Annotated in this window: 19 protein-coding genes; 9 read left to right on the top strand and 10 right to left on the bottom strand. The window is 39.6% G+C overall.

All coding sequences use genetic code 11. The features are described 5' to 3' along the window. Positions 1 to 77: 77 nt before the first annotated feature. Together H4J41_RS04720 and H4J41_RS04715 are read right to left on the bottom strand one after the other, a co-directional pair. The gene (locus tag H4J41_RS04720; protein ID WP_182137415.1) at positions 78 to 3,101 is read right to left on the bottom strand and encodes a TonB-dependent receptor; all 3,024 of its coding nucleotides are present in this window, start codon (positions 3,099 to 3,101) and stop codon (positions 78 to 80) included. A 550-nt stretch (positions 3,102 to 3,651) separates the two neighbouring features. After that, on the bottom strand, positions 3,652 to 4,410 hold the full coding sequence (locus H4J41_RS04715) for an FKBP-type peptidyl-prolyl cis-trans isomerase (RefSeq protein ID WP_182137416.1): 759 nt from the start codon (positions 4,408 to 4,410) through the stop codon (positions 3,652 to 3,654). A gap of 180 nt (positions 4,411 to 4,590) precedes the next feature. On the opposite strand from H4J41_RS04715, the gene H4J41_RS04710 reads away from it, so the two are divergent. The 3 genes from H4J41_RS04710 to H4J41_RS04700 all read left to right on the top strand — a co-directional run bounded on the left by H4J41_RS04710 (position 4,591) and on the right by H4J41_RS04700 (position 6,421). Next, positions 4,591 to 5,535, top strand: coding sequence for a hypothetical protein (locus tag H4J41_RS04710; protein ID WP_259364518.1), 945 nt, complete (start codon positions 4,591 to 4,593; stop codon positions 5,533 to 5,535). Continuing rightward, on the top strand, positions 5,532 to 5,753 hold the full coding sequence (locus H4J41_RS04705; protein ID WP_310649820.1) for a SlyX family protein: 222 nt from the start codon (positions 5,532 to 5,534) through the stop codon (positions 5,751 to 5,753). Before H4J41_RS04710 ends, H4J41_RS04705 begins: the two co-directional genes overlap by 4 nt. 245 nt (positions 5,754 to 5,998) lie before the next feature. Beyond that, entirely contained in the window at positions 5,999 to 6,421 is a 423-nt protein-coding gene (locus tag H4J41_RS04700; RefSeq protein ID WP_182137417.1) for a tetratricopeptide repeat protein, read from the top strand. Positions 6,422 to 6,928: 507 nt separating this feature from the next. On the opposite strand, the gene H4J41_RS04695 is transcribed toward H4J41_RS04700, so the two are convergent. After that, the gene (locus tag H4J41_RS04695; protein ID WP_182137418.1) at positions 6,929 to 7,123 is read right to left on the bottom strand and encodes a YheV family putative zinc ribbon protein; all 195 of its coding nucleotides are present in this window, start codon (positions 7,121 to 7,123) and stop codon (positions 6,929 to 6,931) included. 131 nt (positions 7,124 to 7,254) lie between these two features. Here H4J41_RS04695 and H4J41_RS04690 point away from each other — a divergent pair, with 131 nt between their 5' ends. The 5 genes from H4J41_RS04690 to H4J41_RS04670 all read left to right on the top strand — a co-directional run bounded on the left by H4J41_RS04690 (position 7,255) and on the right by H4J41_RS04670 (position 11,929). Further along, positions 7,255 to 9,156, top strand: coding sequence for an ATP-binding cassette domain-containing protein (locus tag H4J41_RS04690; protein WP_182137419.1), 1,902 nt, complete (start codon positions 7,255 to 7,257; stop codon positions 9,154 to 9,156). Positions 9,157 to 9,253: 97 nt separating this feature from the next. Further along, the gene (locus tag H4J41_RS04685; protein ID WP_182137420.1) at positions 9,254 to 9,991 is read left to right on the top strand and encodes a tetratricopeptide repeat protein; all 738 of its coding nucleotides are present in this window, start codon (positions 9,254 to 9,256) and stop codon (positions 9,989 to 9,991) included. A 418-nt stretch (positions 9,992 to 10,409) separates the two neighbouring features. Beyond that, positions 10,410 to 10,541, top strand: coding sequence for a DUF3149 domain-containing protein (locus H4J41_RS04680; RefSeq protein WP_182137421.1), 132 nt, complete (start codon positions 10,410 to 10,412; stop codon positions 10,539 to 10,541). A gap of 183 nt (positions 10,542 to 10,724) precedes the next feature. Beyond that, on the top strand, positions 10,725 to 11,696 hold the full coding sequence (locus H4J41_RS04675; protein WP_182137422.1) for a hydrolase: 972 nt from the start codon (positions 10,725 to 10,727) through the stop codon (positions 11,694 to 11,696). Then, positions 11,693 to 11,929, top strand: a complete 237-nt coding sequence (locus H4J41_RS04670; RefSeq protein WP_182137423.1) for a YheU family protein — start codon at positions 11,693 to 11,695, stop codon at positions 11,927 to 11,929. Before H4J41_RS04675 ends, H4J41_RS04670 begins: the two co-directional genes overlap by 4 nt. A gap of 141 nt (positions 11,930 to 12,070) precedes the next feature. Here the strand turns inward: H4J41_RS04670 and H4J41_RS04665 are convergent, their stop codons facing one another. The 3 genes from H4J41_RS04665 to nudE all read right to left on the bottom strand — a co-directional run bounded on the left by H4J41_RS04665 (position 12,071) and on the right by nudE (position 14,118). Next, a complete protein-coding gene (locus H4J41_RS04665) occupies positions 12,071 to 12,652 on the bottom strand; it encodes a YceI family protein (protein WP_182137424.1) in 582 nt (193 codons plus the stop codon). Between the two features lie 93 nt (positions 12,653 to 12,745). After that, complete coding sequence (cysQ, locus tag H4J41_RS04660; RefSeq protein ID WP_182137425.1) at positions 12,746 to 13,564, bottom strand: 3'(2'),5'-bisphosphate nucleotidase CysQ; 819 nt, start codon at positions 13,562 to 13,564, stop codon at positions 12,746 to 12,748. Then, positions 13,561 to 14,118 (bottom strand): ADP compounds hydrolase NudE, encoded by a 558-nt coding sequence (gene nudE, locus H4J41_RS04655; RefSeq protein ID WP_182137426.1) that lies wholly within the window; start codon positions 14,116 to 14,118, stop codon positions 13,561 to 13,563. The genes cysQ and nudE overlap by 4 nt, the downstream gene beginning before the upstream one ends. A 139-nt stretch (positions 14,119 to 14,257) precedes the next feature. Here nudE and yrfG point away from each other — a divergent pair, with 139 nt between their 5' ends. Then, on the top strand, positions 14,258 to 14,935 hold the full coding sequence (gene yrfG / locus H4J41_RS04650; RefSeq protein ID WP_182137427.1) for a GMP/IMP nucleotidase: 678 nt from the start codon (positions 14,258 to 14,260) through the stop codon (positions 14,933 to 14,935). Between the two features lie 287 nt (positions 14,936 to 15,222). Here the strand turns inward: yrfG and H4J41_RS04645 are convergent, their stop codons facing one another. Genes H4J41_RS04645 through gspK form a run of 4 tightly spaced genes read right to left on the bottom strand, consistent with a single transcriptional unit; the run spans position 15,223 to position 18,717 of the window. Then, a complete protein-coding gene (locus H4J41_RS04645; protein WP_182137428.1) occupies positions 15,223 to 15,966 on the bottom strand; it encodes a type II secretion system protein N in 744 nt (247 codons plus the stop codon). Further along, positions 15,966 to 16,433, bottom strand: coding sequence for a type II secretion system protein GspM (gene gspM / locus H4J41_RS04640; protein WP_182137429.1), 468 nt, complete (start codon positions 16,431 to 16,433; stop codon positions 15,966 to 15,968). Before gspM ends, H4J41_RS04645 begins: the two co-directional genes overlap by 1 nt. Beyond that, positions 16,430 to 17,698, bottom strand: a complete 1,269-nt coding sequence (gene gspL / locus H4J41_RS04635; protein ID WP_182137430.1) for a type II secretion system protein GspL — start codon at positions 17,696 to 17,698, stop codon at positions 16,430 to 16,432. The genes gspM and gspL overlap by 4 nt, the downstream gene beginning before the upstream one ends. Then, the gene (gene gspK, locus H4J41_RS04630; RefSeq protein ID WP_182137486.1) at positions 17,698 to 18,717 is read right to left on the bottom strand and encodes a type II secretion system minor pseudopilin GspK; all 1,020 of its coding nucleotides are present in this window, start codon (positions 18,715 to 18,717) and stop codon (positions 17,698 to 17,700) included. The genes gspL and gspK overlap by 1 nt, the downstream gene beginning before the upstream one ends.

Here is an 18,717-nt window from a genome sequence, read left to right as displayed (position 1 = left end):
TGAATACGGAAATTATTAGATTCTTTTTATTTGAAAATATAATTTCATTCACTTTAATAACTCATGGCTAACGGGCTCTACAACGCGTACGTCATACCTAAAAAGAACTGACGACCAAAGTACTGAATGGTGCCTGTTTGGCTTTGTACGCCAAAGTAACTTTTGGTGGGTTCGTCGGTTAAATTATTCACCTGAAAAACAACACCTAAATTGTCATTAACTTGATAGGAAGCCTGATAATCGATGACCAATTCATCGTCGTAATTAACGGTTTGTGCTTCGACAGCGACTTGCTCTGAAACAAATTCATCTCGATAACGTGCACTAAAGCGCGTTTCAAAACCTTCATGAGCCCAAAATAGTGTGCTTTGTAGAACATTTTCAGATAAGCCTGGCAGTGAGATAGGTAAATCTTGTTGCCCTAATTTTGAAATTTGTTGAATTTCACTTTTAGTATGTGAGTAACTTGCACTCAGTCCTAAGCCAGACCATAAACCGGGTAGGAATGAAAAAACTTGCGTGTATGTCACTTCAAGCCCTTTTATATAACCACCTTTATCATCGTTAAACGCTGTTTCAAAATTACCATTGCGAATTTCTAATGGCACGCCGCTTAGTGGGTCAATATATTCATCAGGGACAATTAAACCATTGCCAGCGAAGTCATATTCACTGATCGTTTGAGTAACAATACCTGCCGACTTTATGTCTTTATAGAAAAGGGCAAAAACAAAGTTACCATCCGATTCTGTAAAATATCTTTCATAAGAAATATCATATTGATTGGCATAAAACGGCTTTAAATGAGGGCTGTTTTTAGCGTTACCACTTATTTCAGCGTAAGTACCTCTCTCAGTTGTTACCTTGTTAATATTCACGCTACTGTTTGAAGCTAGTCGGTCAATATTAGGTCGGCTCATTACCTTTGCCGCAGCAAAACGTATTTGATCATCATCGGTTAGATGAAAATTTAAATTCATTTGAGGGAGATAATCGGTATAAGTATTACTGATGATACTTGGTGCATATTTTTGGTTGATTAGCCCTGCGTCGTCGGTAATAAATTGCGCGCCTAAATCTGCATTAGGCTCTACGACAACATCGCGCTTTGCATCCAGAACATCTTCGCCGTAGGCATCTTTTACCGTTGTTAAGCCAACATCTTGTAATGAGGTAGATGCTTGTTTTGTTCTAACAACACGAACACCAAAGTTACCCGTGACTGACATATTGCCAATTTCAGTATCAATGTTTGCCATAATATAAGCCGCGAAAATATCTTCAAATACTTCACCACTTTCTTTCATGGTCCAGTCTGAATTTTTTCCTAATGAGTCACCATTGATAACACCACTTGCAGAGCCGCCCCAGGTTTGAACTGGCTGAGGAACCCCCTCAGGAAACCAAGCATTTAACACTGCATCTTGATCAAGTGCTAAATAGCTTGGAAAATAAGAAAAGTCACCTTGCCAGTCAACCACTGAAACCATATCTTCAGTGAGCGTTAAAGGTTTTTCTTTCGAATTAAAGCCACTGTCGCTGCCAAATTCAAAGACTGAGCGGTCATTACTGTATTTTCTTTCTGAATAACGCGCACCAAATTCAATAGAAGAAATATAATTAGTATCAAGTGAGTATTGAAAATCAACACGAGCAGCGGTAACTTCGTCTGAATTGATATAAGGATAAATGCCGTATTTTGTCACCATAACACGGTTTAAATCTGTTAACGCATCGGCTTGATTTAAACTCACATCAGGTAAATCTAGGCCATTCAATAAGTAATTTATAGAGACATTATTATCAAATTCTGGCTCTGCTGCATTAGCATCATCTGATACTAGTGCCCAAAGTAATCCATTTCTAAAATCACTGGTGGCTGATGAATAAGATAAGTCTATCGCCATATTAAGGTTGTTGGTAATTTGCCAGTCTGCATTGATACCGACGCTTTTTACTTCATCAGAATCGCTATTGTCATCATTAACAACTTCAACACGCGTTGAACTATTAGAGGTTCTATTAAACGTACCGCCTATGACAGAGTTATCAACAATAGTGGCATTGCCTATTGCGGCACTACCACCGTCCAATTTAACACGATAACCACGGGCAAATTCTTCAGAATCAAACTTAGAATAAAAACCATCAAGCTTTAGCCTAAAGTTATCAACGGGTTGCCATTCAATAGTCGTAACGAAACCGTCACGGGTTTCTTCACCGCCTTTGTGCTGCAACTCAAAACCTTCACTGACATATTCTTTATTAAGGTGAATGCCGTCTTCTTTTGTTGGACCATTTGTATCGTTTTCTACCCCGTCTACATCTCTAAGTTTATTGTAGCTTTGTCCGATAAACTGTGTGCTGGCACTGGGTTGAAATAAACGTGCATAACCAAGCGCAATACCCAAGGTGTCATCAGCAAATTTACCCTGATATGAAACACTAAAACGATGACCTGATGATGTAGCATCAGGCACATCGCTGGCTAAATCGTTGTACATACCACGAGCATTCACATTAAAAGAATGTTGTTTTTCATTTTTCAAAGGACTGGCAGTTTTTAATTCAACTGTACCTGCCACGCCACCTTCAATGAGTGATACTTTAGGTGATTTAAAAACGGAGGCTTGTGAAATCAGCTCTGAAGGGTATTGATCAAATTCAACACTGCGCTGACCGCTGGTTGAGACTTGCTCGCGACCATTTAGGGTTGTCGATACAAACCCACCTGACATACCACGGATATTAATTTCAGCAGCTTGCCCACCTGTTCTTACAGCAGAAATACCGGGTAAACGTGTTAAAGCGTCTGCCATGGAAACATCAGGTAGTGCCCCTAAGTCATCGGCCGTTATTTGCTCTGATACGGTATCAGCAAAGCGTTTCTGATTGATAGATTCAATAAGTGAACGTCTAAAACCAGTAACTTCAATAACTTCAATGGCTTTTACTTTTGCTTTGGCGTTATCTTTTACGTCTACTTTTTCTGTTTCTAAGGTAGTTTCAACATTTTCTTGTGCATAAAGCCCCCCAGAAGACATTATAAAACCACAAGAAAGTAAGGCTATTGAAAGCTTACTCCGCTTAAATGTACGCATAATTATTTCCCCTAATATTCATCCATGACATATTTTTATTGTTAGTTTTCTAACTAACTTTTATTATTTATCGTTAACGTTATTAATATAAGGGATGGTTTTTTCTTTAGATATGCTTTGCATACGTATTCAATAATACTGAGAACTCAAACAATTTTGTAACATCAGCAAAACTCATAACATCTATATTGTCACTAATAAGCCGCTAGCCCATTAATACCCAAGATCAAATGTATTAAGCATAGAGGAAAATTGCAGCCTGATTACGCAGGGGTTCGGCCAAAATTACAAGCCGCATACGAAGACTTTAGAGACTTTAGCATTCAAAATGAAAAAAATATGGCATAGCAAGGCTAATTCATTTATTGGCTATTGACTCAGCCGGGCTGATCTCAAGTTTAGCTATTGCTGAGTACGTTGAGCACTTACCGCTATCTTATTAGCCTAATTGAATGCAGTCGCAATACAGTAGTAATGCCGGGTTAAAAACAAAAAAACCAACCTAGGTGGTTGGTTTTTACTATACAAAAAGCTATAAAATTTTACTTAGCTATTTATCGCCAACTTGCGCTGCGGCTTCTGGTTTTTGAATTTCTAATAATTCGATATCAAATTGAAGCACAGAGTTACCCGGAATGCGTGGTGGGTTACCATTTGGGCCGTAAGCTAGATCTGCAGGGATAGTAAATTTAAACTTAGCACCTACTGACATTAACTGCACACCTTCGGTCCAACCTGAAATCACGCGATTAAGTGGAAAAACAGCTGGCTCACCACGTTCGTATGAACTATCAAAAGTTTCACCATTAAGGAAAGTACCCTTGTAATGCACTGTTACTGTATCGGTAGCAACAGGCTTATCACCATCAGCTGCGGTTAAAATTTCGTATTGAATGCCCGACTCAGTAACTTGAACACCTTCTTTTTTAGCATTTTCTGCCAAGAAAGCCTGACCTTCAGCTAAGCTTGCTTCTGAACTGACGGTAGCTTGCTCGGCTTGCTTTGCTTTCATTGCTTGATCTAAGTTCATCAACAAGGCTTGAATGTCTTCTTGTTCAATTTGAGAGTTACCGTCCATGCTATCGGTAAAGCCACGAATAATAAGTGTTTTATCTAAAGTTAAGCCCAACTTATCGTGCTCTTCTAGATTACGCTCCATGTACATACCAATTGAAGCACCTAAACCGTAAGCTTGTTTTTGTATTTCTGTATCAAGCGCAACTGTTTGTTCTTCTTGCTTAACTGGTTCTTGACAACCCATTACTGATAATAAAGCAATAGCGACTACCGTTGGTTTAAAAAATCTCATTTATTTCTCCGTTTTACTACTCAGTCAGAAATTCCCGCTAAGTCATTTAAATATGTGTGAATTGTGAAACAATGCGGCTTATACTAACGATAAATGCCCTAAGAAAAAAGTATTAATATTTTGCTGAACTGTAACTTAACTAATCTTAAAGCCAAGCTTTTGTTTTTATTGGTGTTGATATTGCTAACAGCTTGTCAGCCGGTCGGTCAAGCACCAGAACAAAGGTGGCAACATGCGGTAGAGGGAGCCTACGCGGCAAATATCTCTAATGACGCTAAGTTCAGTGTTGTCTCATCCATTCATCACGGCATTAGCTTGTGGGATTTAGACAAAAACGCGCTGAAATATAGCTGGTCGCAACAGCAAAATAGTGCTGATAATTTAGTATTGGTGGCAGATATTGCTGATAATAACAGTCATGCCCTAACCGCTAATCGCCATGATTTTTCCCTGTGGAATATCAAAAATGGCCAATCAGAAGGGTATTGGTCAATTACCGAATCTACTATTCGTGATGTCGCCGTAGCAAATAATGGTGACTACTTACTTGTTGGACAGAGTAACGGTAAAGTCGTCCACATCACCATTGCCAATGGCCGCCGCTTAGAGTTTTTGGGTCATCAAGAGAAAATTAATGCAATCGATATGCTGCCTAATGGCCGAGTGGCTATTTCTGGCTCTAATGATTTTGTTGCTTATGTCTGGGATACCGTTTCGGGACAAGTTATTTATCGTTTTAATCACCCTAGTCGCGTGACTATGGTGGCGCTTGATCCTAAAGCACGCTATGCCTTTACCGCTGACAGTAAAAAGTCAGCCAATATTTGGGATTTAAAAACCGGTGAGTTAGTGTCCCAATTAAAATATTTTAATCGCCAAGAGATTTTTAGTGCGGTGCAATTTTCACCTGATGGCACCAAGTTATTAACTGGCGCACCTTCTCGTAAGGTTAGCGTCTGGGATATTGCTACAGGCGAACGACTAACCAGTTGGCGTGTTTTACCACGTGATGATATTAGACCGGCTGGGGCAGTTGTTTATAGCGTCGCTTTTAGAGATAATAACCAAGTAATCACCGAAAGCTCCTCAGGATACGCCGAATTATGGCAGGTAAATAAACAGTGAAATCAGTTAACGAATTAAACAAAGCCGTCGAAATGCTTGAAAGCCGCAATGCCTTTCAAGACGATATAATAGAACAACTTAACCACGAAATAACACTACATCAACGCCAGCTTGCAGAGCTTAAACAGCAAGTATCGTTGCTTGCCAACAGAATTAAAGACAATACGCCAGAGCAAGACGGTAAAGAAGAAGTAGAGCCACCGCCACCACACTATTAAACGCAATACGCTAAATATTATAATCTAATTGATACCAAGCACTTCAATACCTGCAGGGTTATTAAAGCAGAGATAAAATAACCCTAGGCGCTAATGAGTACGCTTTATTTAATTTACTCTGCTAAATTTTAAGCTACTGAGCGAATAAACTGGGGTTGGTGGCTATAAAAGCATTATAATTAGCGATTGAATATTGTTAATCACAAAACTTAACGTAAGTTAACGCAACTGACAAAGGTCGCAGCATGAACACCAAAATATACAAGCAAGTGCTTTTTTTCGCTGATCACTTAATGGCAGCAGCTCAAGAGCAAGAGCAATCTACATTCGATGGTTTTTATGCCGAACTAAAACAACTCTGCGAAGAGAATGAAAATACCGATAAAGACCACCCTGTGCAGTGGGAAACACTTGCTGACTTTACTGATGACTTACCCTTAGCTATTACTATTTATGAGCAAGCTTTATTAAAAGCTGAAGCGATTAACGACAAAGACTTCCGTTCGTCTATTAGTTATTCTATCGCGACAATGAAAGTGGCATTAGATGATCAAGCAGGCGCTATTGAGTCGTTAGAAAAAGCTAAAATAAGCTGTAATAAAATTTCGGATAAAGAATTAAAAGCGGAAATTCATGACTTACTGGAAGAGTTAAAACTTTCATCATAATGAATGTTAAAACTTAGCTGGGCTATATTGAATACTGGCTGGGATTTTCTCTGGGATAGTACTTGTGCTATCCCAGATGCTTTAGCTTGACACATTTAAGCTTACTGAGCTTATCCCTTCCTAAACGGTCGCAATGATGAACTATTATTCTTAACAGATGAAAGATAATTAACTGTTAGGAAGAGATGAAAAATTGTAAAAATTAATTCAGTCAAAAAAATTTAGTCTGATGACGCTAAAATAAAAACACTAAATGAGAAATTATCTTCACCAAATAAAGATGATTATATTGTCAAATCGATAATACCAAATTCAGCACTAACGGCTATCTTTACTTCTGCCTTATTTACTTCTGACTCGCTACAAATCAAACTTAACGCCTAGTCGCTTTGGTAAAATATCAAAACCAGACAAAAGTATGGCTTAACAGTACCGGTCAATTAAGCGCTACAACTGAACACAGCCCCAGGCTAAACAAGATTTGATTTTTGTTTAATATTCAAGCCATTAATCTGGTTTAAAAATACCAATGACCTGCTCTTTTGGTCTGACGTCTTGTGCGACATGCTCTTCAGGTTGCGCCATTTGATGACCACAATTTACACAGGTGACTGTCTCAACACTATTTTCTTTCGTTAGCGCCATGGTATCGATTGCCTTACATTTTGGACAGGTTGCTCCTGCTATAAATCGTCTTTTCACTTATCTACTCAATTTTATGGAATTTTTTCACGGATTTTAGCAAGATATCTGCCTAGGATTTCTATTTTACCTTGAACTACCCCCTAAGGAAAAGCGACAATAGTGCTCTGCATTAAAATGAGTAACGATAAATGATCATAGCCACAGATTTAAGTTTAGCCCGAGGCGCAAAATACCTCATAAAATCATCAAGTTTTACTATACATCCAAATCATAAAGTTGGACTTGTTGGGGCGAATGGCTGTGGAAAATCTTCTTTGTTCGCCAGCTTACTGGGCACACTACCATCAGATGTGGGCAACCTTTCTATGCCCTCAAGCTGGAAAATTGCTACCGTTAAACAGGAAACGCCCGCGTTAGACCGCTCAGCTCTAGACTATGTTATGGATGGAGATGTTGAATATCGTGAGCTAGAAGCTAAATTAGAACAAGCGCGCGAAAACGACAATGGCACACTTGAAGCCACTATTATCAACCAAATTGACGCGGTCAATGGCTACAGTTTACCGGCACGAGCGGGAGAATTATTACACGGTTTAGGTTTTGTACAAGAGCAGCTAGTTAATCCGGTTAAATCATTTTCTGGTGGTTGGAGAATGCGCTTAAACTTAGCTCAAGCCTTGATCAGCCGTGCCGATTTATTATTACTGGATGAACCCACCAACCATTTAGATTTAGATGCCGTGATTTGGCTGCAACGTTGGTTAAAAAGGTTCACCGGTACTTTAGTGCTGATCTCACATGATCGTGATTTTCTTGATGATGTGATTGGCCAAATTCTGCATATTGAGCATCAAACCGCGAAATTATATTCGGGTAACTATAGTGCTTTTGAGCGCCAACGTGCCGAACACCTTGCACAGCAAGATGCGCAATATCAGAAACAACAAAAAGAAGTTGCTCACTTAACCTCTTTTGTTGATCGCTTTCGCGCTAAAGCCAGTAAAGCAAAACAAGCACAAAGTCGTTTAAAACGCCTACAAAAATTACCTGATTTAGCGCCAGCACATGTAGATAGTCAATTTACTTTCAGCTTTGAGCATCCCGAAACCCTGCCTTATCCGTTACTGGCACTAAAAGAGAGCCAATGTGGCTATAGTGAACAAGCCATTATTTTAGAAGACGTTGCCATGACCCTAGTACCAGGAAGTCGCATTGGCTTACTCGGGCGCAACGGTGCGGGTAAATCAACATTAATAAAATCACTGGCGGGAGATTTAGCCCTGCTAAAAGGTGAACGTTATTGTGCGCAAGATTTAAAAGTCGGCTATTTTTCACAGCACCAACTTGAGCAACTCCACTTATCCAGTAGTGCCATTGAACATATTACACGGGCAAAGACCGATATAACCGAATTACAAGCACGGTCATTTCTAGGCCGCTTTGGCTTTAGTGGCGACCAAGCACTAGATAAAGTCGGCACTATGTCTGGTGGCGAAAAAGCCCGCTTAGTATTAGCGCTTATTGTCCTAGAAAAACCACAACTGCTACTGTTAGATGAGCCAACCAACCACCTTGATCTAGAAATGCGTCAAGCATTGGTGCTAGCTCTGCAAGACTTTGAGGGCGCAATCATTCTTATTGCCCATGACCGATATTTATTAGAGTCGTGTGTCGATGAATTTTACTTAGTGGCTAACGGCCACGTGACTGACTTTGATGGTGACATTGACGACTATCAACAATGGTTAAATGACGATAAAAAGCAAAGCGTTAAAGCAAATAAAATCGTTAGCGAGCCACAAGTTGATAAAAAACAACAACGCAAAGAGCAAGCCGAATTACGTAAAAAAGCCTCACCACTGCGCAAACAAGCAGATAAATTTGAAAAGCTAGTACAAAAAAACCAAGACGAGTTAACGGAAGTTGAAGCTAAGTTAGCAGACAGTGACATTTATCAAGCTGAGCATAAAGCCAAATTGACCGAACTACTGAAACGCCAAGCAAAGCTGACACAAGACTTAGAAGCCAATGAAATACAATGGCTTGACCTTGAAGAGCAAATTGAAGAGATAATGTCGCAAGCATTATAAATTTATTGCTACACTTAACACATTATGAATTACACATTACAGCAACATACTTGTCATTGCGTTTAATGGCGACAACACCAGACTATAGGACATTAAAATGAAAAAATTGACCTTACTCGTACTTAGTATTGCCCTATTTGCTCAGAACTTTGCATACAGCGCAGATTTAGATTTAGGCATATACGATCTTAATCGTGGTGAGTTTAACGCCGCAATAGCTCAATTTGAGCCTTTAGTAGCAGAAGGATATGCACCTGCTCAATATCAAATGGGCTTAGTTTATTTAAATGGTTACGGCGTGATGAAAAATCCAACAAAAGCAGTGGAATTATTTCATTTGGCGGCGTCACAAAATTATTCAGATGCTTTGTTTGACCTTTCTTTGTTATATAGTGAGGGTGAAGTCGTTAAAAAAGATCTAAACACCGCTTATACCTTAATGGAAAAAGCGGCAAAAAAAGGCTTACCTCGCGCACAATTTAACTTAGGGGTGATGATTTATAATGGCAGTGGTGTACCGCAAGATTATTTACAAGCATCGCGCTGGTATCAAAAGGCCGCTGATCAAAACTATGCACTAGCGCAATTTAACCTCGCCTTAATGTATTTTGACGGCAAAGGGGTCGCTAAAAGTACAGAGATGTCGTATATCTGGAATATTATTGCCGCTAGAAATGGCTATCGTATAGCAGAAAAAAGTCGCGATATGGACGAGCATAAGTTAACGGTAGAAGAAATTAAAATCAGCCGTGAAAAAGCCGATACTCTTCAGCGCAACATAATACAACAAAGAGAGCTGAAATTAAGGCAAGCGCTAATAGAGCAAAACCGTTAGGCGAAAAAATTCGTCTGTATTAGCCGGTTAACAATAACCTATTGTTGACAGGCTGCAATAAAAAAATAAACCCGCAACAAACGTTAGCGGGTTTATTTTTGCCTTTCAGTCAGTTATTTATCTAACGGTTTATTTGATGACAAAAGTCAGTAACCTCAGCGATAGAAAGGTTAAGCTCTAACCTGCTTGTTTCTTACTATTCATAAAAAACCATACCTAAAATCAATACCTGAAGTCCGTACCTAAAATCAATACCTAAAATCGATACCTAAAGTCAATGCTAGCCTCCGTTAACAGCTATCATATTCACAGCATACAATGGCAATGAATGTGATCTAAATCAATAAGTAGTACTGAGTTATTATTTACAATAGTTATCTAATATTTTTACTATTTTGATGTTTTTTTGGAGTCAGTTATGAACGTTTTAAATATGCTAATCAACGACCCTGTTGTGCTTTATTCTTTTATTGGCTTAGCGGTTTTACTGGGTATATGTGGTTTTTATGTCTATTATTTTTTAAAGCATATTAGTGAAGATGAAAAGTAAATCTAGCAAGAGTACAGTCAAGGTATATAGATTCAACATATAACAAGATCAATGCTATCGGCTCAGCCTTGATTTTTTACTCTGCGCTAAGCTTAATAAGCTTGTACATTGATGGCTAAACATTGGGCATCCACAGTGTTTTAACGTACAATAATTTTTTGCATTACACACTATTACCACGTTATGTTTACCAAAAGTTCTTTCAGCCCTGCTTGGTGGCTTAAAAACCCTCACTGCCAAACCATTGCCGCTAAGTTTTTTAGGCGTGGTCACACCATTAACACCACAAATGAAACGTTAGAGTTACCCGATGGTGACTTTGTAGATTTGGCGTGGACCGAAAAAGTTAGCCCTTCGTGCTCTCGGCCCATTGTCGCCGTATTACATGGCTTAGAAGGTTCAAAAAACAGTCATTATGCTAAAGGCATGTTATCTGCAATTAAAGCGCAAGGTTGGATAGGTGTTTTAATGCATTTTCGCGGTTGCAGTGGCCGACCCAATCGTATGGCAAAGTCTTATCATAGTGGTCAAACTTGTGATGTTGACTACTTTAGTCAATATCTTGCTGATACTTATCCTACCGCAAAAAAAGCGATTATAGGCTTTTCATTGGGGGGTAATGTATTAACCAAATATTTGGCAGAACAAAAACAAAATATCTATCAAGCCGCCGGTGTAATTTGTGCTCCACTTGACCTATCAAGTTGCTGCGACAGAATTAATCAAGGCTTTTCGCGCGTTTATCAAAAGTATCTAGTTGATATGCTTAGAGCCAGCACCATTGAAAAAATAAATGCAGATTTACTCAATAATATAGACAGAAACCATTTAGACAAGGTTCGCTCTATTCGAGAGTTTGATCAAATGATCACCGCCCCGGTTAATGGCTTTCGCGATGCCAATCACTATTATCAACAAGCAAGCGGTCGAGATGTACTTCAACAGATAACCACACCATGCTTAATCATTCACGCGAGCGATGACCCCTTTTTATGCCATGAAAACACCACAGCTATTGGTGTTCTACCAGAGCAATTAACCTTTGAAATTAGTGCTCATGGTGGCCATGTTGGCTTCATTACCGGTAAAAATCCACTTAAGCCACAATTTTGGCTTGAGCAGCGTATACCTGAATTTTTCACGAGATATTTATGATCATTCCATTAGAACAATTATCAACCGAGACTTTAAACGCCATTATTGAGAACTTTGTGCTTCGAGAAGGTACTGAGTATGGTAGTGAAGATGTATCACTCAGTGATAAAATCACCCAAGTGCGTCAGCAATTAACCCAAGGCTCTGCCCTATTGGTCTACTCAGAACTACATGAGACAGTTAATATTTTACCGACAGATCAATTGGTTGAAGACAGTGACGAAAGCGCTTAAGAAAAATGTACCTACAGTTTATTGCAATGAAAAAGGCACTGATTAAGTGCCTTTGATAAAGAATAATGCTGTGTCAACTTAACGAATGTTGCACTTAGCCAAGTGTAGACTTAACGAACTTTAAACTTAACGACCTTTAATTTAACGAGTAAAGGTGACTGAAAAACTTACCGGCACGACATAATCAATACTCGGTAGAGACGCTAACTCTTTAAGTTTATTAATGCCCGCAACGACACTAAAAGCATCCGCTTTAATAAAAAATGGCTTTATCGTGTTGACCAATATTTTATCTGCGCTTAGCTTAACAACACTAACATCAATAGTGACTATTTGTTGTAGGCCATGAAAATCAAGTGTTCCGCTAAGACTGAGTTGTCGATTTTGGCCAGTTTTTAAAGTGTTAATTAATTCTTTATCCAGCTGAGTCGTAAAATTTGCTGAGCTATATTTGTCCGTTTCAAAAAGGAACTTTTTCATTCGCTCATCGCGGATAGCAATATTGGTATTTACGCTAGCTAGGTCAACACTAATAGTCACCTGTGCTTTTGCGTCAATATCGCCTGCAAGTTTTGCAAAACTGTGATTTTCCGCAATAGCCGATTTCTTCACCGATGTAAAACTAAGTAGTGAACTTGAATTGTCGAGTTTCCATGTAGCTAAAGCAGGTAAACTGATTGTAGCCACAAGTAGGGTAATTAACATTAAAGCTGTTTGGCGCATTCTGTTCTCCATCTGTGTCAGGCTTTCGCCTTGACCTTTATGCCTAAAAAGCAAATAAGTATATTAACTTTTTGCTTAGGCTCTTATTGATTGTTAGCGTGTTGTTCTGTGCGGCTTAATAATATCATGCCAAGGGATCTCTTTATTCCCTAAAGATAAAAAATCAGGCTGCATTAAAGTTTTACGTTGATTATAAGTTAATGGCTTAAATTCACTGTCGATAATACTGCCACCCGCTTGTTCAATTATACAATGGCTAGCGCCAGTGTCCCACTCACCTGTTGGCCCAACCCGTAAATAACAATCAGCACCACCTTCGGCAATTAAGCAATTTTTTAGCGAGCAGCTGCCTAAAGCAACATGGTCAAAGTCGTATTTATCATTTAAATACTGCCCCATTAAGTTAATATCTTGGCGACGACTAATCGCGACTTTAATTCGACGCTGGCCATCATATTTTGCCACTTGTATTTGATGACTACCGCTATCATTTTCTTTAAATGCGCCTAAATTATTTTGGCCATAGTAGGTTAATTGATGATCAGGTGCATGGATAACACCAATAGTTGGCCAGCCATTTTCCACTAAAGCAACATTGACGGCGAAATCGCCACTGCCAGCAATAAACTCACCGGTTCCATCAATAGGGTCTAATAGCCAATAGCGTGACCATTTGCTGCGCTGAGCAAGTGCTAATGCCCCCACTTCTTCAGAAATAATGGGAATATCAGGTGTTAGCCTTCTTAGTTCGTCCATTAGAATATCATTTGCCGCCATATCAGCACTGGTTACTGGGCTATTATCTTCCTTCATTTCAGCTGTATAGTTGCCATGCTTATAGTAACTCGCGACTTCTTGTCCCGCTTTTTTGGCACTTTCAAGTGCTACTGACAATAATTTTTCTGGGCTCATAAAATACCTCCTAAGTGATCTTTTACTAATAATAGCGCGGCAATACTGCGTGCTTCATTGAAATCTGGCTCTTGCATCAACTGCCGATAATCGGCTAACGGCCAAGGTATTAATTCTAACGCTTCGGGCTCATCACCGAGCAGCTTTTCAGTATAAAGATTTTCCGCGAGAAAAATGGTCATGCTGGCATCAAAAAATGCGGGCGCCATGGCAACGGTATGTATTGAGGTTAATGTTTGAGCACCGTAGCCCACTTCTTCTTTTAATTCTCGATTAGCTGCCTCTGCCGCACTTTCGCCAGCATCAATCAGCCCCTTGGGAAAGCCGAGTTCATAAGTGTGAGTGCCGCCACAGTACTCACGTACTAGTAACATGGTATGTTGATCTAGCATAGGTACAATCATCACCGCCCCTCTACCTTTGCCAGACATACGTTCATATTCACGTTTTTCGCCATTGGTAAAAGTTAGGTCGACTTGTTCAATCGAAAATAAACGACTTTTAGCAACTTGCTTGCGTGCGGTAATTTGCGGTAGTACTTTTTTTGTTGTCATAACGGCCTTTATTGCAACAACTTAACTGAGAATGCAACGTTGAAAAAACTAAAGTTTAACCTTAACACGATAACGTTGAATACATAACCAAACCTCTTTGGTATGCTCCTATAATAAACGTGTTTCTAGGGAAAAATCTATGCTTGATTGGTCAAAAATTTCAACTGTTTTACTTGATATGGATGGAACCATACTCGATTTACATTTTGACAATCACTTTTGGTTGCACCACTTACCTAAACGCTATAGTGATTTACACGGGGTAAGTTTAACTGATGCGCAAACGTCATTAGCAAATCACTACGAAAAAGTGGCGGGGACTATAGATTGGTATTGCCTTGATTATTGGGCCCAGCAAACACAACTGTCGATCACCGACCTAAAACGCGAAGTACAACATTTGATTCAACTGCGCAGTGACGCACATGACTTTCTCGTCGCGCTTAAGTCATCAGGGCGTGAAGTGGTATTGGTGACTAATGCCCACCCTGATAGTTTATCGCTAAAAATAGAGCGCACTAAGTTAGATAAATACTTTGATACCCTATATTCAACTCACGAATTTGGTGTGACAAAAGAATCACAACTACTCTGGCAACGCCTACATCAAAAGCATGGTTTTGCCTTAGAGAAGACACTTTTTGTTGATGACAGTGTCGTTATGCTCGATTCTGCTAAAAAATATGGCATTGAGCATTTATTAGCGGTGGCAAACCCCGATAGTAAAAAAGCCAGTGCTGTGATTAATGACTACCCATCGATTACTGATTATAGTGTTTTGCTGGCAGGAATAAACAACAGCAAGTGGGACAATTAATCATCCTTGGATATGATAGCCATTGCATTTCGTCACTAATTATAACTGAGCTGAGGTATGCAAGAGCAAGGCGATTGATGGAGTAATAACTGACGTGTGTGATTGAAAGTAACGCCGCTATGAAATATTTAGGCCACCTTCGACTAATAGATTATTTATTTCAATCGCTATGACACTAACCTGACGCATTTATTGCTCACATAAGAGCAATAAAGTATTTGATATAACTCACCTAAACTCACCTAAGTGTAAGGTGAGTGATATCTTATGTAGGCATTATCTAGCCATTATATTTTTAAGCGATATCGACCTTGATTATCTGGCTTACCCAAAAAGCTTAATGCTGATCTTAATTGCTCAGGAAATTTAGCCCCTGGGCTTAAATATCCACTGCCTGAGAAACGCCCGCCTTGCTTTAATTGGGCACGATAACTTAATCCTAAATCATTTTCAGGGTCTATATTAGCGACAAGTTCGCCTTTATCACAGGTTAATTTTGCCTTAAGTGTACCAAACTCAACTTTTTCATCAAAAGCGGTAATACCCGCATTACGCCATTGCAAATTACCCTGTAATTCAAGACATATCGGCGTGCCAATAATAAAACGGTCAATAGTTAGCGCTAATTGTTCATGGGCAATAACATTAACCGGTAAGTTAAGCCTTGCAGTCACTGTATTTGCAGCAAGGTCTATCTGCGCATCTTCAAGAACCATGTCAGATAATAAGCCACTTATCGTCAACTGTCCTTCAGGGCCATTGACTAAAGCACCACCAAAGCTAATATCAAGTTTTGGGTCAAGCATTAACAAAGACATAAACGATAGCGAACTCTGCACTTGGTTAATCACAACGTCATCAACCATGACCTGCTTAACACGGGCTTGCCAAATAGTGCCTTCCACTGCGGCAATAGTGATATTTTTCGGTAAATTAATTTGCGCCATCAACCAACTTGCCGGCATTAATGCTAAAACAAAAACGCTGTACGCGGTGAAGAAAATGGCGATATAAGCAAACTTCTTTTTCATTAACTCTTTCCTAACTGTAATCGACGAACACGAACCATACCTTGTTGATCAGCTGAACTAAGATCTATATTTTTAACTTGCAGACCATCGTTAATGGCCAATTGCTCTAACCAAGTTAATAACTGGTTAAATGATATTTCATCAATCCAGACCTGTAAGTCATCGCCTTGGGGCTGCATGCGAGTAATGGTTATATTATTAGCGCTGGAAGTGCGGTTGACTATGCTCGACAAACTTGCGCTCGAACCGCCGCGTGCACTACGTTTTGCTTGTTGATAGCGTTGAGTGTTTTCGGTCACCCAAGTTAACAAGGCTTGTTGACGTTCAAGCTTTAATGTTGTTTTTTCGATATTTTCCGTCAGCGGCTGCCAAATAAGACCATATAAAATAAATATCGATATAAGCACTGACATCACGCTGACCAAACGTTGTTCACGTATATTTAACTGTTGCCACCAAGCTTTCATGAGCGCCCCTTAGCTGCGGTATCTGTAATACTAAACGAGCCTGAAATTTGCTCGCCTTGATTATTTTGTGCACCTAAATTCACGGTTAATCCTACCTTTTCAAGCGCCACTTTTAACTTTTCAAAATATTGATAATCTTTGGCAATGGTTTGCATACGAACTTCATGGCGTTTACCGTCAAATTTTAGTGTTTGTGGTTTAATCTCAGGCACACTGGCTAATGCGGGCTCAAGCTTAACTAATAATGATAAAAATCCTATAGATTCGTCACTATTACCCACCTCAGCTAATTTTTGTCGTAACTGTGAGCGAACGGTTGACACTTTGACGCGCTTAGTCTGAGGAAATGCTGCTTTATAATTAGCGATAATTTGCGCTTCAATCACCGATTGCTGATCTGACAAGCGATATAATTCTACCCCCTTAAGGGTAAAGTTAAGCACTAAGGCTACACCGGCAATACCGGCGACCCAAAGCCAATTGGTCTTGGTTGCTGAACGTTTTTCTTTTACTTGAAACTCACCTTGCAGTAGGTTGAATTTAGTGGAATGATGATTCGCTAAAATAGCTAAAGGCAGCTCTTCGGGTAAGTATTCGACCTTTATTTCCGCTGGCACTTGCGGTAGAGATGAATAAGCCAAAATGGTGTTTTCATTTTCTGCTAGTGCACTATTTTCTACTCGTGCACTATCTTCTGCCCGAGCACTAAAGTGTTGCGCAATAATAGGCCATGCATTGGCTTCAAATGACATAACTTGCCATGCACCAAGCCTGATTAAGACTTGCTCACCCAGCATCACTGCCGTGCTGCTTTGGCTGTCCAAGGGTAATGCCAGCGCATCGGGGATGATTGACTTAGTGAATATTCCTGCATTGGCCAGCCACTGTAGCCAAAGCTCTAACTGCTTGCGCTCAAGTGCCGCAACAAAGCAGTTATTACCCTGCTCATCTTGTTTTGTATCACTAAAGGCGAAGCATAGTTGCTCAACATCTTGTGCCAGCGTTTCTTCCATCATATATGGCGCCGCTAAACGAATAGCACGTTGAGATGAGCCAGGCACTTTTAAGCGTTTAATGGCAATGTCACTTGCGGGTACAAAAACGACCACATCCCTTGCTGTCGATTTTTCAGTTAGTTGACTCAATGCGTTGGCATTAGGTAACTCACCACTTGCAATAATATCTTCTTGTCCGTTGGTTTTGATCAGCCAGTGAATTTTATTTTCAATTTGGCTGCCTAAACGGATAAATAAGGTTTCACCCATTACTCTCGTCCTATGATGCGACTGATCACACTTATATTGTTTTTATTATCTACTTTCATAATGGTATTCAAAGCAAAGTAACTGTTATTAAAACTTGCTGTTGTTTTGAGCTTAAAATACTCGCTGGTAACGGCAAATTGTTGTTTTTTCTCGGGGGGTATTTTAGTTTTACTCAACTCACTTAAATTAAAAAATTCATCGACACTTTTAAAACCTTCTTCACCGCGAGCAGTCAAAGCTTGTGTCGCTTCATTTTGACTTATCCCTAACATGGCGACAAGTATTTCAGGCTTGTCTAATGCGATGGTATTTACGTTAATCTTATTGAGGTTAGTATTAGGTAAAACACAGGCATAGTCTTTGAGTTTATTAATGACATTGACCGTAAAATGCTCAACTACTCTTAACTCGCCGATACTAGCAAGATAATTATTCGCCGCTAAATAAGGAAATGCTTTGGCGGCATAATCATTATCTTCAGCACCACCTGAACTTGAGATGCTGCTATTAGCGTCTAACCAGTCGGTTAAAGCATCTGCCATATATTGCGCTTCGAAACTGCCAACACCTTCAATATTCATGACAATGAGTAATTCTTCAAACGCGGCTCTTGCTGGCGATTTTGTCGCTACATTACCATTATTACGAATATTGTTACTGTCATCATCGTCGGCTCGTAAGGCATTCAAGTTGAAACAGCTATTTAAATCGGTTATCTCGCCGGTAATTTCGCCTAAATCGACAGGAAAAGTGTTCTCCCCTTGCGCCCATATTTGACCTAAATGTGTTACCTCGGCATTATCTGCAAAGGATTGTATTAACACTCTTTTTGCAAAGGCTTCTGCGCCCATAGCATACCAATAGGCTTGCTGGTTTGAGGCAATATTGGTGGTGCGTTGCATTTGTAATTGTAAACGCGCGGTCATTTGCGTTGCCAAAATCGCGATTAATGCCACAATAAGCATAACTGTGATTAACGCAACACCTTTGGCGCTATGTTTACCGGCAAAAACTTTCAT

This window comes from Colwellia sp. MB3u-45, from assembly GCF_014077005.1.
Classification (GTDB): Bacteria; Pseudomonadota; Gammaproteobacteria; order Enterobacterales; family Alteromonadaceae; genus Cognaticolwellia.
The sequence above is the reverse complement of the archived record's forward strand: the minus strand, read 5'-3'. Positions and strand labels throughout refer to the sequence as shown.